This is a genomic window from Embleya sp. NPDC059237, from assembly GCF_042754105.1.
GTDB lineage: Bacteria > Actinomycetota > Actinomycetes > Streptomycetales > Streptomycetaceae > Embleya.
The window spans coordinates 1-15573 of sequence record NZ_JBHZAE010000020.1; the positions used below are offsets into that span (position 1 = coordinate 1).

The window sequence follows — 15573 nt, forward strand, 5'->3', positions numbered from 1 at the left end:
GCGCATAACGCCAAGGGCCGGGCGGGACCGGTCCGCAAAATCCAGCCCGGCCGGCGTTTGAGGCCACCTCGGCCGGAGGCCGGGTCACCCAGCCGAGCGGGGCGCATAACGCCAAGGGCCGGGCGGGACCGGTCCGCAAAATCCAGCCCGGCCGGCGTTTGAGGCCACCTCGGCCGGAGGCCGGGTCACCCAGCCGAGCGGGGCGCATAACGCCAAGGGCCGGGCGGGACCGGTCCGCAAAATCCAGCCCGGCCGGCGTTTGAGGCCACCTCGGCCGGAGGCCAGGTCACCCAGCCGAGCGGGGCGCATAACGCCAAGGGCCGGGCGGGACCGGTCCGCAAAATCCAGCCCGGCCGGCGTTTGAGGCCACCTCGGCCGGAGGCCAGGTCACCCAGCCGGGCCGAGCGCATGACGCCAAAGGCCGGGCGGGACCGGTCTCGCCCGGCAAACTCCCGGTAATCCACGCGCGTCGCGCCCGCCGCCTCCGTACGCTGCGAGACCATGCGCAAGATCGTCGTCGTCGGCGTCGGCGGAACCGGCAGGCCCGAGTTGGCCGACGCCCTGGGTACCCGACTCGACCTCCCCGTCACCCACCTGGACACCCTGTACCACCGCGAGGATCGAACCACCGCCCCGGCCGAGGAGTTCGCCGACGCGCAGCGCGCGCTGGTCGCCCGGCCCGAGTGGATCGTGGTCGGCAACTACGCCTCCACACTGCCGATCCGGCTGCGCGCGGCGGACACCGTGGTCTTCCTCGACATCCACCCGCCGGCCGCGATCACCGCGATACTGGCCCGCCGCCGGCACCCCGAGGCCGGCGATCACGACCGGCTCGACCCGAGCGTGCTGCGCTCCGTCCTGGCCTACCGGCACTCGGTCCGCCCCCGGGTGCGCCGACTGCTCGCCGCCCACTCCGCGCCGGACGTCCCGGTACACACCTTCACCACCCGTCGCGCCGCCGACCGCTGGCTCGCCGGCCTGCCGACGAGCGGCTGAGCCGCAACGGGCGGGCGCTCAGCGGCTGTCGCGCTGGTCCAGGCCCGACCCCGGCGCTATCTCCGGCGCGTCGAGCAGCGAGGACTCGACGCCGCCGACGCCCCAGCCGTACGCGAGCTTGTGCACCTCCAGCACGAAGAAGGAGTCGGTGGAGAGCACCCCGTCGATCATCAGCAGGCGTCGGTTGAGCAGATCGGTGAAGTGGTCGGTGTCCCGGCAGATCACCTCGACCATCACGTCGTACTGTCCGGCGACCATCACCACGTACGACGTCTCCGGCAACTCGCGCAGTTCCCGGCACACTTCCCGGGCGCTGCCGGGCCGCACCCGCATGCCGATCATCGCGAGCCGGTCGAACCCGATGGTGAGCGGGTTGGCGATGCCGACGATCTGGAGCGTCCCGCTCTCCTCCAGGCGCTGCACCCGATAGCGCACCGAGGAGGCCGGGATGCCCAGGTCCTCGGCGATCTGCTTGTACGCACGCCGACCGTCGGCCTGAAGGATGGCGATGATGCGCCGGTCGATGTCGTCCAGCGGGCCTGCAGGGGTCATGCGGCTGCTCCGGGTCTGCTGCGGCGCCGGGTTCGGCGCGTGTGCCTGGTCCTGATCTCCGGCGGCCATCTTCCCCTGTTCCTCCCGGCCTTCGGGTCCGGCACCCGGGTGGTTCACGAGTCGAAGCCCAGTCCGAGTCGGTCCAGCGAGCGCAGCCACAGGTTGCGGCCACCGTGCGCGTCCTCGCGGGCCATCGACCAGCGGGTGGCCTGGATGCCGATCCAGCGTGCGGGCTCGGGTGGGAACGGGATCGGCTTGCGCTTGATCATGGTGAGTTCGGTACGTTCCGACCGGGTGCCGGCGAGCAGGTCCAGCATCACCTCGGCGCCGAACCGGGTGGCCCCGACGCCGAGTCCGGTGAAGCCGAGCGCGTAGCCGACCCGGCCGGCTGCGGCGGTGCCGGCGAACATGCAGAACCGGGTGGTCGAGTCGATCACGCCGCCCCACGCGTGCGAGAAGGCGACGTCGGCGAGCGGCGGGAAGGTCGCGGCGAACTGCTCGGCGAGGATGTCGAACGTCTCCGGGCGCTGGGTCAGCGCCTCGTCGACCCTGCTGCCGAACGGGTAGATGGCGTCGTAACCGCCCCACAGGATGCGGTTGTCGGCGGTCTTGCGCAGGTAGTGGAACTGGTTGCCCGCGTCGGTGACGCCGTGCTCGCCGGTCCAGCCGATCGCGGCGAGCTGTTCGTCCGTGAGCGGCTCGGTGGTGAGCGCGTAGTCGTACACCGGGACCATGCTCAGGCCGAGCCGGCGCAGCAGCGGCGGGTAGATGTTGGTGGCGAGCGCGACCCGACGCGCGGCGACGAGCCCGTAGGCGGTGCTCAGCCGGACCGCGTCGGCGGGCTTGGTGTCGATCGAGGTGACCTCGGTGCGCTCGACGATCCGTACACCGGCGTCCAGGCAGGCTCGGCGCAGCCCCCAGACCAGGCGCGCGGGATCCAGGAGCGCGTAGTCGGGCTGCCACACGCCCGCCGCCCACAGCGGCGAGTCGACGTAGGCCCGTAGCGCGTCCCCTTCCAGGTATTCGGCCTTCTCCCCATAACGATGGGCAATCCCCACCGACGCCCGCAACGACTCGGCCTGCCAGGGAGTAGCGGCAACGGCGACCTTGCCGAAACGGCCGAACCCACAGTCGATCCCATGCGTGTCCAAGTCGCGCTCGAACTCATCGAGGTTGCGCGCACCCAGGCGCTGCAACGTATCGATCTCATCCGGCCACCGCTGCAGCCCGTTGGCCAGCCCATGGGTGAGACTCGGCGAGCAAAACCCCCCATTGCGCCCGCTGGCGGCATGCCCACAGGTGCCCTGCTCCAACACCAGCACATCCCGCCCGGGATCCCGCTGCTTGGCGATCAACGCGGTCCAAAGCCCGGTATACCCGCCACCAACCACGGCCAGATCAACCCGAACATCCCCCACCAGCCGCGCCAACGGCTCGGGACACTCGATCCGATCCAACCAAAACGGCTCCTGGGCAGCATTACGCAAGGCAATGCGGTGACTCGGGGTCATGCGGTTCCCTACGGGGTAGTGACCGGTATTCGTAAAGGCAAGCCAAAATTCGACCTCAAACGCCGCCCGGGCTGCTTGGTTCCGGCCTCCGGCCGAGTGGCCTCAAACGCCGGCCGGGCTGGATTTCGCGAACCAAGCCATCAACAGCCCGGCCGGCGCTTGAGGCCACCTCGGCCGAAGGCCGGGTCACACTCAGCCCGGCCGGCGCTTGAGGCCACCCTCGGCCGGAGGCCGGGGTCACAGCCCGGCCGGCGTTTGAGGCCAAAGCCGGGCCGGCAAGGCCAACGGCGGCTACAGGTTGATCACGCCCGTGCGGAGGTCGGACATGTCCAGGAGCGTGTGCTTGCCCCCGATCCGCCCCCACCCCGTACCCCGATTCCCGGCCCCGCCGAACGGCATGTTCACGTCCCAAAAACACGTGCTGTCGTTCACCACGACCTGCCCCACCGCCATCTCCTCGACAAACCGATACGCCGCCCGCATGCTCCGCGTGAACACCGCCCCCTGAAGCCCCAACTTGTCGTCGTTGGCCAGCCGCAGCGCATCGTCCTCGTCCACCGCCGTGATGATCGGCACCACCGGCCCGAACGACTCCTCCCGCGACAGCAGACTGTCCACGGGAACCTCGTCCACCACGGTGAACTCGTAATACAGCTCCGTAGGCATCCCCACCCGGCGCTTGCCGCCCAAAAGCACCTTTGCGCCCCGCTCGTGCGCATCCGCGATGTGCCGATCCATCTTCGCGGCGACACCCTCGTTGTTCAGCGACCCCAAATTCGTGGCGGCATCGAACGGGTCACCGAGCACCACGTCCTCGGCCGCCCGCAACACCGCCGCCACGAACGCGTCGTGTACCGCGTCGACCACGATCACCCGCTCGGTGGCGCAGCAGACCTGCCCGGCGCACAGGTACGCGCCGTACACCGCGGCCTTGGCGGCGGCGGCCAGGTCGGCGTCCTCCAGCACGACCAGCGGCCCGTTGCCGGAGCACTCCATGATCGAGCGCTTGAGCCCGGCGGCGGCCTGGATCTTGGCGCCGGTCGCGGAGGACCCGATGAAGCCGATCGCGTCGATGCCGTCGTGCCGCACGAGCGCGTCGCCCGTGGCGCCCTCGCCCGGGAGGATGTTGATCAGACCCTCCGGCACCCCGGCCGCGACGAACGCCTCCATCGCCTTGAGCACCGTCAGCGGCGTGTTGGCCGGCGGCTTGACCACGTGCGCGTTGCCCGTGGCCAGCCCCGGGGCGACGAACTCGGCGAGCATGAGCAGCGGGAAGTTCCAGGGGGTGATGATGCCCCAGGTGCCGACCGGCGCGTAGAAGGTCCACATGCGCTTCGTGCCGTCGGTGGAGGGCATCGTCTCGCCGTGCAGCCGGACCGCGTCCTCGGCGTGCAGGTGGAAGAGCTGCGCCGCCTCCTCGATGTCGGCGACCGACTCGGCGAGCGGCTTGCCCTGCTCCAGGGTCTGCAGGCGGGCCAGCTCGTCGACCCGCTTGGTGATCTCGTCGCCGATGCGGTGACACAACTCCGCGCGCTGCCAGACGTTGACCCTGGCCCACGCGCGCTGCGCGGTGTTGGCGGCGGCGACGGCCCGGTCCAGGTCGGCGGCGGTGGGCACCGGGACGGTGGCCACGTGCTCGCCGGTGACCGGGCTGATCACGTCGTAGCCCTCGGTACCGGAGCCGTCGACGTAGGCGCCGTTGATGAAGAACTGGTGGCGGGCGGGGCCGTTGCTGCTCATGCGGGGGGATCCCTCTCTGTCCTCGGGCGACGTGTGTTCAGACTTCATCAGCAACTTTGACCTGTCAATAGATCTCAATGAGCAACTTCTACAGCTCTCATTTGTCGAACGAACAAAGAAGAACCCTTGACGTGGTTGAAAACCCGGATCTATAACAGGGCCATCAGCAGGGCCACCGGCAGGGCCGACGACGGCGCCGACAGCAGCGCGTCCGGAGCCCGCGACCCCCTCCCCCAAGCGGCCGTCCCCCGGGAACCTCCACCGGCCGCTCCCACCCCGCGAAGGGGAAACGTATGTCCGCAGCACCTCACCCGGCCGCCCCCGGCTCGACCGGTACCGCCGCCGACACCGTGGCCGGCCCGCCCGCGCTCGCCAAGAAGATGCGCTGGTACGACGGCTTCGCGATGTCCCTGACCATGCCCGCCGCGCTGATCGCCTCGCTCGGCGCCTCGATCGGCGGCCTCGGCGCGTGGGGCGCGATCGCCCTGTGGGCCGGTTCGATGCTCCTGGCCACGATCGCCAACTGGATCTACACCGAGTTGGCCGCGATGTTCCCCGAGTCGTCCGGCGGCATCGCGCACTACGCGACCGAGGGTTGGAAGAAGCGCGCGCCGTTCGTCGGCCCGCTGGCCAGCATCGGCTATTGGTTCCCCTGGACCACCGCGCTGTCCGTGTACGCGGGCATCATCGGCTCGCTGGTCCAGGCCCAGTGGTTCCAGGGCCAGGACTGGACCCTGGACCTGGGCTTCGCCGAGTTGACCTTCCCGATCGTGGTCGGCATCGCGGTGATCGTGCTGCTCTTCGGCGCGGCCATGTTCGGCCTGCACGTCGCGATGTGGGTCGTCTACGTCACCGGCGGCATGCTGCTCGTTCCGCTCGTGGTGTTCATCGTGCTGCCGTTCGCCAGTGGCGACTGGAGCGCGAGCAACCTGCACTGGAACCTGCACGGCGCGGCCGGCATCCGCGAATCGTTGGTGTGGCTGTACGTGATGGCCTGGACGTCGTTCGGCGTCGAGGTCTGCGCGACCTTCGCGCCGGAGTACAAGGACACCGTCAAGGACACCTCGCGGGCGCTGCGCGCGGGTGTGCTGTTCTCGCTCGGCGTGTTCATCCTGCTGCCGCTGGCGCTGGCCGGCTATGTCGGCGAGGAGAAGATCGGGCTCGACCCGACCACCTTCTACGTCGGCGCGTTCAACGACCTGGTGGGCGGCGCGGCGGACCTGATGGTGGTCTTCCTGATCGCCTCGCTGCTGCTGATCATGATCACCGGTCTGGCCGACGGTTCGCGTGTGCTCTACAACATGGGCAAGGAGGGCACCACGATCAAGCAGGTCGGCGTGCTCAACCGGCGCGGCGTGCCGGCGCGGGCGCTGATGATCGCCCTCGTGGTCAACGTGGTCATCCTGATCGCGCTCAAGACCCCGCTCGCAATCATCGTGACCGGCAACCTGGGCTACATCCTCACCCACGTACTGGCCATCTCGGGCTTCGCCATGCTGCGCCGGGATCGCCCGGACCTGGCCCGGCCGATCCGGCTGCCGAACTTCTTCGTGCCGCTGGCCTGGCTGCTCGCCGCGTTCCTGGCCGTGGTGTTGGTGGTCGGCGCGACCGGCTTCTCCATCACCGGCTACGGCGGCTTCAAGGAACTGGGCATCGCCTGCGGCGTGTTGGTCGTCGGCGTGGCCCTGTGGCTCTACCGCACGAGGGTCCAGGACCCCCGCGACGCAGCGCGTGTGGGCACGGACAAACGGTAGATCCGCGCGGCGTTGCCGGATACGGGGTCATCGCGCACGTCGCGGTGGCCCCGTGCCGTCGTCGCGGGTGACTACGAGCCGGTGTGCAGTTTGTGTTTCGTGGCTCGGTTGGTTTGTTTTTTCGCACGGTTGCCGCAGGTGTTCATCGAGCACCAACGGCGGGTGCCCGGGCGGGATTCGTCCAGGAACAGTGCGCCGCAGAGCGGGCCGGCGCAGGCTCTGACCCTGGTGATCGCGGCGGAGTCGACCAGGTCGATCGCGTCCCGGGCAATCAGCGACAGGGTGGCGGCGACCGGGTCCGGCGCACTCCAGCGCACCCGGCCCCCCGCGTCCACCGCCGGAATCGGTGTCGGGGCGGCGGCGGCGCGGTTGACCCGCTCCCGGGCCAGGGATCGCCAGGCGGTCAACCCCTCGCCCCGGCGGGCCACCACGATCAGTTCATGGACGGCCTCGCGCAACTGCCGGGCATCGGCCACCGATACGGCGGCGAAGGGGGCGACGGCGACGACCCCGCCGCCCGGACCGAACTGCCGTATCCACGCGAACAGAGCTTCCGCGTCCGGTAGTTCCTCCTGCTCCCGGGGCGTGCCCCGACCGTCGAGCGTGCGAATGAAGTCCAGGGCGAGCCTGCCCGCTCCGTGGCGGAATCGACGGGTGTCGGCGGCGGATCGCGGCATACCCGCCAGCGTACTCGCGAACCGGTTTGACCAATATGGCCCGGAACAACGGCGCGGGGTGCCGCGACCGGCTATTCGGGGGCCGCCGCGATCCGGTCGCGCAGTTCCAGATAGCGGCCGCGGCGATCCGGGCGGGCGTGCGCGGCGGCCTTGCGCAGCGCGGGCAGGACCGCGACGCCGATCCGGGCCAGGCCCTCGCCGGCGGCTTCGCGGGTCACCGGGTCGGCGTCCGCGAACAGGGTGATCAGGGACGGTACGGCCGGCTGCCAACCGGCGTGCGACAACGTGCGGATCGCGCTTCGGACGACGTCCCGTCGCGGGTCGTCGAGCAACTGCTCGGTGTGTCGCAGGTATTCGGCGCGGTCGAGCACGCGTCGCGAGATCCGGTGCGCGTGCAGGCGCACACGCGGGTGCGCATGGCCAAGCAACTCGGCAACCAGGGCGTGTACTTCCGGATCGGCGCCGTATTCGTCGGCGAGCCGGGACAGGGCCCGTCGGGCCTGCTCGGGCGCGCTCGCCCGTACCGTGGCGATCAGTTCGTCGCGCGTGGGGCGCTCGGCACCGGGCGGCACGGTGCGGGTGCGCAGGGACACCAGGGCAAGGCCGTTGCGATCGGGGCCGGGTGCGCGGAGTACGCCGCCGACGAGGGTCAATCGGTCGGCGAGTGCCTTGCGTCCCTCGACGCGCAGCCGATGTACGGTCTCGGTCAGTTCCGGGGTGCGCCGCACGGTGCGGTCGAGCAGCAGGTCGAGGCAGCCCGGGGCGCCGGCGTCCAGGCGGGTCCGGAGGGCTTCGGCAAGGACGTCGGCGGACATGGCGCGGGTGGCGGTGAGTATCGCCGTCCGGGCCGTGGGTGTGCCGTGCTCCCACCACGAGACGAGGTGCGGGGCGGCGCGTTCCAGGTGCTCCGGGGCCATGATCGCGCACAGCCGCGCGGCTCGGGTGCGGGCGAGGTCGGCGTCCGGGCCGGCGAACACGCCTGCAGGGTCGGTGTCGTCGGCGAGGTCGAGCAGGGTGGGGGCGAGGGGCCTCAGGAGGTGCGCGGGCAGGTCGACGGCGCCGCGCAGGTGGGCGTCCAGGACGACGCGTCGGGTGGCCGGCTCGGCCCGGTCGCACAGGATCTCGGCGGCGGCCCTGCGGCGGCGCGGGTCGGCGGCGGCGAGCAGGGCCACCAGACGTTCCCGTTGCGGGGTCGAGCGTGGTTGGTCGAGGTCTTCCGCGTGCGGGAGACGGGTGGCGGGACCGGTGCGGGCGAACCGGCGTGCCCGGGCGGCCCGTTCGGCCGACACCCACGGCGGCGCGTCGATCGGCTGGAGTTCGGTCAGCCAGTCGAGCAGGGGCGCGCGGGTGTCGGGCTCGGCGCTCGGGAAGACGTCGATCAGGGCGGCGAGCCGCGCCCGGGAGTCCGGGTCGGCGCCGGTTTTGGCCTCGGCGCCGGTCCCGGCCCCGGTCTCGGTCGCGGCCCGGAACGCAGCGAGCGTCTGCGGCGAGCGCACGGCGGCGTCGAGCCCGGACCGCCAGGCGTCCAGCAGTGCGACCCGCTCGGGCTCCTCGGCCTCGGCGCCCTCGGCATCCCCTCGCCCCTCCGGCCAAAACGCCTCGCCGAGCACCGCGACTTCGGCCTCCCAGGGGTTCGGACCCGGACGCACCCCGGCCAGTGCGCGCTCCACGTCCTCGCGGGTGCGAACGGCTCCGCAACAGCGCAGTACGGCCAGTGGGGTCGGGCCCGCGAAGGCCGGGTCCGGCAATGCCCGGATCCGGCGGGCGAGGTCGAACGCGGCGATCTCGGCCAACGAGCCCGCGACCACCTCCAGGATCGCGCCGACTCCGTCCACCGTGCCGAGTTCGGCCGCGAGCACGTCGTACGCGTCGGCGAACGCGGCGCGCTCGGCGTCCGACCACGGCGCGGGGCAGGCCGCCACCACGAACCGCAACACCGCCGCCCGATCGGCCGACCGCCACCGCGCCAGGCCGAGCAGCCGCGGCAACGCCTCCCGCAGGGCGCCGTGTTGCTCGGGCGTCGACGCCTTCGGCCCGCGCCGAACCAAACGCAATACGGCCGGCAGATCGTGGTCGGGGCGAGCCCGGCGGGTCATGGTGAGCAGATCGGCGCGGAGTTCCCGGTCCTCCTCCGACGCCTCCGCCGCCGGCTTCGGCATCGCGATGCCGTGGGCCGCGAACTCCTCGGCCAGGTCCGGGATCGCACCGTCCCGCACGGTGAAGTCCGCCCGCGCCAAACCGGCAAGCAGCGGCTCCGCGACCACCGACCCTCGACGCACCAGCGCCGCCACCGCACGGGTGGACCACTCCCGGTCCACGGCCCGGATCAGCAGCGCACGCTCCCGCGCGTCCGTCGCCCGCTCCGCCGCCGCCAGGACCCGCGCCCGGTACGCCGGTCCGAGCACCTCCCCGAGCGCCGCCGTCAACGAGTCGCGCAGGCCGGGGTTGTCGTGCCGCCCGAGCCACCCCAGCAGCACCGGAATCTGCCTCGGCGTGCCGGCGTCGATCAGCGCCTGCGCCGCCGTCTTCCTGACGTTCATCACCGGGTGCCCCAGGCACGCCGCGATCGCCTCCCCCGCCCACCGGGCCCGCATCCGGCCCAGCGCGCGCAGGGCCTGACGCACGGTCCGGGGATCCGCGGAGGTGGTGAGCGGGATCAGGCTCGCGGACAACGAACGGGCCGCGTCCGGGTCCCGGGCGATCAGCGCGATGGCGTGCTTCCGCACGTCCGCGTCGCGGTGCCGGATCAGGTGGTGGATACGGTCCTTGACGCCGGGCTCCGACCGACGCGTACCGCGCCCGGTCGCCTCGTCGCCCCGGGACAGAAGTTCGAGCAGGACGGCCAGTTCGGCATCGGTGACGCCTTCGCGGTCGATCAGGTCCAGGGTGATGTCGCAGAGGAGTTCGGCGCGCGCCGCCTTCGGGTCGCTCGCGGCGAGCAGACACGCCGGGCGCAACACGCGGCGCCGGTACAGGCGTTCGCCGAGCGCGCCGATCGCCTCGACCACCTCGTCAGGCACCACCGGCTCGGCGATCTCCTCACCCCGGTTCGCCACCAGGTCGCTCACCACCCGCAGCAGCAGGTCGGCAAGCGACGGGATGGTACGCGCGTCGCCGTTGCGGGCGAGCCGGCACAGTGCGGCGACCGGGCGGTCCGCGTCGATATCCGCGGTGAGCAGGGCGAGTTCGTCCGGGTCCGGCATCCCGAGGTCGGCCGCGATCCGCTCGGGCAGTGCTCGCCGGTCGAGCCGGGCCCGCAACTCCCGGCGCCGGAGCGGGTCGTCGGTCAGGTGCCACAACACCTCCAGCGCGAGGTCGGCCACCCCGCGCAGATGCGGCACCACCACGCCGCCCGGGTCGGCCACCCCCAGCCCCTCGCGCAACATCGCGACCGTGAGCGGCCCGCCGATCGCCTCCAACGCGCGCAACGCGGCCCGGGGCGCCCGGGGCAAAGCGGCCAACACGGCCTCCTCCGCGCCCGTGTACCGCAACGCGCGAAGGGCGGCCAATACGGGCTCCGGCCGGCCGACACCGGCCAACCGAGCCGCCAACACCTCGCCGACCGGCAGATCGGGGGCACCCTGCGCGGCCAGCGCGGACAGCAGTTCCACGCATCGCGGCCAGTCCGGGTGGTCGTCCGCAACCGAGATCAGCGCGCGCAGCGCCTCGTGCCGCACCGTGTACAGCACGATCGCCACGTCGACCGCGGCGACGCCGTAGTCGGCGAGCGCCATGGCGATCACGGCGGGCACATCCTCGTCCCGGACGAAGTGCCCGCGCCGATGCATCGCCCCCAGACAGGCCACGATCGACTCGGCGAACAACAGCGGATCCGCCTCGGCGATCGCCAACAACCCGCCCACATCGCCCCGGTCGGCGAAATCCCCGACCGCGGCGAGGGCCCCCTGCCGCTGCCGCCCCGGCAGCCCGGGATCCGCGGCCACCTCACGCAGCAGCCCGATCGCCCCGAACCGCGCGGCGACCTCCACCGCGTCCGGAAACTCCGGCAGCAGTCGACGCAACGCCCGCTCCATCCCGACCGGGATCTCCTCGGCGGCCCACGGCGCGGCCAACTCCGCCAACGCCCCCGCCACCACCTCGGCACCGGCGGCCGGATCCAACAACTCGACCAACCGGGCACGGGCCTGCCCCGGCCCGATCAACGCATCGGCCAACGCCTGCCGCACCACCCGCAACGCCGCCGCGCGCAACACCGAATCCGGCCGCGCCGACAACCCGTCCAGCAGGGCCCCGACATCGTCCACCGCACCGGCGTCGATCCCCTCGACGGCCCGGTACAGTTCCTCCCCCGCCGGCTCGGCCCGCACCGTCGCCTCGGGCCGGGCCACGATCTCCGCCCGCAGCCAGGCGATCCGCACCCGAGCCGGCCACCGTGCGGTGCGCCATTCCGGGACGGGAACACGCAACCGCGCGTACACCTCGGCGAGCATCAAGGCCGCCTCGGCCGATCCAGCAGACACATGCGGGAGCAGAGCCACCGCCTCGCGATCCGCACCACCCCCGGGCCGCCCGACCCGCTCCCGCAGCAACACCACGCCGAGGTGTCGCAACGTCGGGTCCTCGTGCGCGACCAGACCCCGAAGCACCGGTATCGGGCACGGCACCCCGTCGAAGTACGCCGAGAGCCACACCGCGTCGGCCCGCGCCACGGCGTCCGACACGGCGTCCTGCTCGGAGATCGTCATCGCTCGATCCTAGGCAGGCCCCGCAGCACGCGACGAACGGGTTTTCCCACTCGCCCCGATGCTTGCCGTCGACACGCCGGGCCGGCTAGGTTCGCCGTCCGACCGCCGAAACCCGCGGCACCTCGCACAGAGCACACCCACCACTACGCGAAGCACCAGCACCGAGCACCACCCATGGAGCCCCCTTGCCGACCTACCTCACCCCACTCACCGACCCGAAGCGCAGCCCCAGCGCCCACCGCCTGGCCTGGCTGGCCGCCGACGCGAACGGCATCCCACGCGGCTCCGCCTTCCTGCGGCTGTTCGACAAACCCGGCCAGGACCACCTGGCCGAGGTGGAGGTGCACGTACACCCGGCCGAGCGCCGCGACGGCGTCGGTACCGCTCTGCTCCACGCAGCCGCCGAGGCCGCCCGGGAGGCGGGCCGCCGCTCGCTGCTCGCCCAGGCCAAGGCGGACTCGCCGGGCGCGGCGTTCCTGTCCGAGCGGGGATTCCGCGACGTGCTGACCCTGATCTACACCCGGCTGCCCCTGACCGACCACGAGCCGGGCGACGCGGCGTGGGCCGCGATCGCCGAGCGGGACCACCCCGGCTACCGGCTGCACTCCTGGGACGGCACCGTCCCGGACGCACTGGCCGAGACCTTCGCCGCCTCCCGCCGCGCGATGGACGACATGCCGATGGGCGAGACCGACTACGGAACGGTCCTCTGGGACGTGGAACGCCTCCGTGCGGCGGCCCAGGCCATCGCCGATCGCGGCGAGCTGCTGCACACGGTCGTCGCGATCGACACGGCCACCGACACCATCGCCGGCTTCACCGAACTGGTCGTTCCCGGCGACGGCAAGGGCGACGGTCAGCACTACAGCACGGGCGTCCTGCCCGAACACCGAGGCCACGGCCTGGGCCTGTGGATGAAGGCCGAGGCCATCCGGCAGGCCCGGGAACGCCACCCGAACCTCTCCGCACTGCTGACCGACACCGCCGACGCCAACCACGCGATGCGCGCCATCAACGACACCCTCGGCTACCGACCGACCCACCGGTCGACCGAGTACCAACTCGACCTACCGGTGGGCCGATCGCACTGAGAACACAGCCGGCGCGGCGGAGAATCAGCAGGGCCCCAGGTCCTGCCACACCCCCCACTGCCCGGTCGTCCCCGGCTCCTCACCCTGCGTCCACCACTTCGCCTTCCACGAATGGCCCTTGTGGGAAACGGAGTTGCCGCTCTGGTAGACCGCCGCCCGATCCCACGCCGCGATCGTGCAGTTGCCCGGCGGGGTGGTCGTCGGAGGGGTCGTGGTCGGCGGGGTCGTGGGCGGCGTGGCGCCCGCGAAGCGGACCGAGAACTTGGTGAAGTCCCAGGGCGCCTGCGGAACGCTGCTGCACACGCCCGACGTTCGCCCGCCGTTGTCCGGTGGCGTGCACTGCCGGTCGCGGTTGACCGACCAGTTCGTGAAGCGCGCCATGTGGTGGCTGATCGCGTAATCGTAGACCGTCTGGAAGTCCGCCTGGTAGAAGTACTCGCCGGTGTCGCTGCGCCCGTTCATCTGCGAAATGCCCTCGTGGGCATAGGCGGTGGCGGCGTCCCAGCCGAACGTGCTGCGCAGGACGGAGTTGAAGTTGGTCAGCGCGGAGGTCTGCGCCGCCGCTCCGTTGAAGCCGCCGTCGAACGGCATGATCGAGAAGTTGTCCGGCGTGAAGCCCTGCGCCTTGGCCTCGTTGAGCATCTGCTTGCCGAACCAGCCGGTGCCGTCGGCGGTGCCGGCCGTGGTCACCGAGATGTAGATGCCGGGATTCTTCTGCTGGAGGATTTTGGCCGCGCCGATCTCGTTGTGGATGGCCGCGCTGTTCTCGTACTCCGGTTCCTCGAGGTCGAAGTCGAGCGCCTTGAGCCCGTATTTGTCGACCACCTGCTGGTACGCGGCGGCGGTCGCCTCCGGTGTGCCGCAGGTCTGACCGAGTTTGGTGCCGCCGTAACCGCCGATGGACACCGAGACGTCACCGCCCTTGGCCCGGATCGCGGCGATCACCCCCGCCACCGCGGTATCCGTGGATACCGGCTTCGTTCCGTCCCAAGTCGGCGTACAACCACCGCCGTTGGGCGCGAGGACGAACGCGAGCTGGAACGCCTTCAGGCCGGTGGCGTCCATGACCGCACCGGCGTCCGGCGGGTCGTTGTCGAGCGGCATGAGGTAGGGGGCGGCGGCGTACCAGTTGCTCCCGACGCCGCCCGGCGCGGACGCGGCGGGCCCGGCGGCGGTGGCTCCACCGGTGAGCGCGAACATCGACAGCAACCCGGCGGACGCGGCGGCAGCGGCAAGTATGGGGACGAAACGACGTGCCACGGGGGACTCCTGTGGGGGACTTGGTATAGACCAATGGCCAAAGCGTGGCCCTCCCCTCCCACACCGTCAATACATTGGACTGGACCAATTTTGCCGCCGGACGGAGCCCGGGCACACCTCGCTTCGACGGCTCCTCCCCGAATGTTCGTCCGGGCGTTCCCGGGGTGAGCAAACCAAGTCGTCGGATGGTTTCCGCCGTGCCGCAGGGTGGGGGGCGTGAGGCCTCGTCGGGGGTGTGGCCCGAGCGTGGTCCCCGCCGGAATCCGACCCGACGCTCGGCTCCCCCGCGATTCCCTCACCCCACGCCCGCCCCGGCGGGGTGTGTCGTTCGCGCAGGTCGAGCAGGAGGTGTCGCGCCGCATGTGGCGATGTGAGACAGGTCACCGGGAAGTTCATCCGACTTGGTCTGGACCTTTCGTGGTCCGACGCGGTTATATTCAACCGTCTTTAGTAAACCGAGCATGCAATAAATCCACGCCGAGCAGGCGTCGGAGAGCCGAGGGGGCGTCCGTGAGCAGCATGGCGACAATGCCGGACGAGACGGCGGTCTTCGGCGAACCCAAGTACTGGCAACTGCGCACCTCCCTGCTCAAGGCGATCGACGAGGACTTCAACTCCGGCGACATCCTCCCCAACGAGCGCGACCTCGCCGCGCGCTTCGGGGTCGCCCGGGCCACCCTCCGACACGCCTTGGAGCAGCTGGAGCTGGAAGGCCGCCTGGTCCGCAAGCGGGGCGCCGGCACCACGGTCGCCGGCCCTCGCGTCGACGTCTCCCTCGGCGCCGACGGCGAGGGCTGGCCGGGCGTGGACCTGCGCGACCGCGAGGTGATCGACTGCGCCACCGTGCCGGTCACCGAGGAATTCGCCGACACCCTCAAGGGCCGCCCCTCGGCCCTGGTCCACCGCCTGCGCCGGCGCCAGTTCTCCATGCGCCAGGTGGTCGGCTTGGAGTGCCTCTACGTCTCGCGCGCCGTCGTGCCCTCCCTCTCCACCCGCGTTCCGAACTTCGAGCGGGCCTCGCTGATGTTGCGTCAGCTGCGCGGCCACCGCCTCGAAGGGCGGCACCGCGCGGTCGAGTTGGCCGTGGCCGAGGCCGAGGAGGCGCGCTACCTGGAGCGTCCGCCGGGTACCGCCGTCCTGGTCGTGACGACGACGTACACCGCGCTCGGCCGCACCGCCGCGGTCACCGTGGCCACCTACCGCGCCGACACCTGCCGGCTCGCCTTCGCCGAGGCCGGGCCGACCGCGCTGCGGCCCGCATCCTGATCCCGACCCGAAATCTGGGT

10 protein-coding genes are annotated in these 15573 nt (G+C 71.7%); 4 read left to right on the forward strand and 6 right to left on the reverse strand.

What is annotated here, in order from left to right:
- The first annotated feature begins 501 nt into the window (after positions 1-501).
- A complete protein-coding gene (locus ACFXKZ_RS41940; RefSeq protein WP_380009883.1) occupies positions 502-996 on the forward strand; it encodes a topology modulation protein in 495 nt (164 codons plus the stop codon).
- An 18-nt stretch (positions 997-1014) separates the two neighbouring features.
- Here the strand turns inward: ACFXKZ_RS41940 and ACFXKZ_RS41945 are convergent, their stop codons facing one another.
- The 3 genes from ACFXKZ_RS41945 to ACFXKZ_RS41955 all read right to left on the reverse strand — a co-directional run bounded on the left by ACFXKZ_RS41945 (position 1015) and on the right by ACFXKZ_RS41955 (position 4799).
- On the reverse strand, positions 1015-1617 hold the full coding sequence (locus ACFXKZ_RS41945) for an Lrp/AsnC family transcriptional regulator (protein ID WP_380009886.1): 603 nt from the start codon (positions 1615-1617) through the stop codon (positions 1015-1017).
- 44 nt (positions 1618-1661) lie between these two features.
- Positions 1662-3059, reverse strand: a complete 1398-nt coding sequence (locus tag ACFXKZ_RS41950; protein WP_380009889.1) for an NAD(P)/FAD-dependent oxidoreductase — start codon at positions 3057-3059, stop codon at positions 1662-1664.
- Positions 3060-3350: 291 nt separating this feature from the next.
- Positions 3351-4799, reverse strand: coding sequence for an aldehyde dehydrogenase family protein (locus ACFXKZ_RS41955; protein WP_380009892.1), 1449 nt, complete (start codon positions 4797-4799; stop codon positions 3351-3353).
- 293 nt (positions 4800-5092) lie between these two features.
- Between ACFXKZ_RS41955 and ACFXKZ_RS41960 the strand changes: the two genes are divergently transcribed.
- The gene (locus tag ACFXKZ_RS41960; protein ID WP_380009895.1) at positions 5093-6553 is read left to right on the forward strand and encodes an APC family permease; all 1461 of its coding nucleotides are present in this window, start codon (positions 5093-5095) and stop codon (positions 6551-6553) included.
- Between the two features lie 71 nt (positions 6554-6624).
- Here the strand turns inward: ACFXKZ_RS41960 and ACFXKZ_RS41965 are convergent, their stop codons facing one another.
- Together ACFXKZ_RS41965 and ACFXKZ_RS41970 are read right to left on the reverse strand one after the other, a co-directional pair.
- Positions 6625-7230, reverse strand: coding sequence for a CGNR zinc finger domain-containing protein (locus tag ACFXKZ_RS41965; protein ID WP_380009898.1), 606 nt, complete (start codon positions 7228-7230; stop codon positions 6625-6627).
- Positions 7231-7301: 71 nt separating this feature from the next.
- Entirely contained in the window at positions 7302-11936 is a 4635-nt protein-coding gene (locus ACFXKZ_RS41970) for a HEAT repeat domain-containing protein (protein ID WP_380009901.1), read from the reverse strand.
- Positions 11937-12121: 185 nt separating this feature from the next.
- On the opposite strand from ACFXKZ_RS41970, the gene ACFXKZ_RS41975 reads away from it, so the two are divergent.
- Positions 12122-13027 (forward strand): GNAT family N-acetyltransferase, encoded by a 906-nt coding sequence (locus tag ACFXKZ_RS41975; RefSeq protein WP_380009904.1) that lies wholly within the window; start codon positions 12122-12124, stop codon positions 13025-13027.
- A 24-nt stretch (positions 13028-13051) separates the two neighbouring features.
- Here ACFXKZ_RS41975 and ACFXKZ_RS41980 read toward each other — a convergent pair whose 3' ends face one another.
- Entirely contained in the window at positions 13052-14227 is a 1176-nt protein-coding gene (locus tag ACFXKZ_RS41980; RefSeq protein WP_380010404.1) for a chitinase, read from the reverse strand.
- A gap of 579 nt (positions 14228-14806) precedes the next feature.
- Between ACFXKZ_RS41980 and ACFXKZ_RS41985 the strand changes: the two genes are divergently transcribed.
- On the forward strand, positions 14807-15553 hold the full coding sequence (locus ACFXKZ_RS41985; RefSeq protein ID WP_078974328.1) for a GntR family transcriptional regulator: 747 nt from the start codon (positions 14807-14809) through the stop codon (positions 15551-15553).
- Positions 15554-15573 lie beyond the last annotated feature (20 nt).

Bases quoted from the DNA above. Each gene is read 5' to 3' on its own strand.
- ACFXKZ_RS41965 (WP_380009898.1), bottom strand. From the start codon at position 7,230: ATGCCGCGATCCGCCGCCGACACCCGTCGATTCCGCCACGGAGCGGGC.
- ACFXKZ_RS41970 (WP_380009901.1), bottom strand. From the start codon at position 11,936: ATGACGATCTCCGAGCAGGACGCCGTGTCGGACGCCGTGGCGCGGGCC.
- ACFXKZ_RS41985 (WP_078974328.1), top strand. From the start codon at position 14,807: ATGGCGACAATGCCGGACGAGACGGCGGTCTTCGGCGAACCCAAGTAC.
- ACFXKZ_RS41940 (WP_380009883.1), top strand. From the start codon at position 502: ATGCGCAAGATCGTCGTCGTCGGCGTCGGCGGAACCGGCAGGCCCGAG.
- ACFXKZ_RS41945 (WP_380009886.1), bottom strand. From the start codon at position 1,617: ATGGCCGCCGGAGATCAGGACCAGGCACACGCGCCGAACCCGGCGCCG.
- ACFXKZ_RS41955 (WP_380009892.1), bottom strand. From the start codon at position 4,799: ATGAGCAGCAACGGCCCCGCCCGCCACCAGTTCTTCATCAACGGCGCC.
- ACFXKZ_RS41960 (WP_380009895.1), top strand. From the start codon at position 5,093: ATGTCCGCAGCACCTCACCCGGCCGCCCCCGGCTCGACCGGTACCGCC.
- ACFXKZ_RS41950 (WP_380009889.1), bottom strand. From the start codon at position 3,059: ATGACCCCGAGTCACCGCATTGCCTTGCGTAATGCTGCCCAGGAGCCG.
- ACFXKZ_RS41980 (WP_380010404.1), bottom strand. From the start codon at position 14,227: ATGTTCGCGCTCACCGGTGGAGCCACCGCCGCCGGGCCCGCCGCGTCC.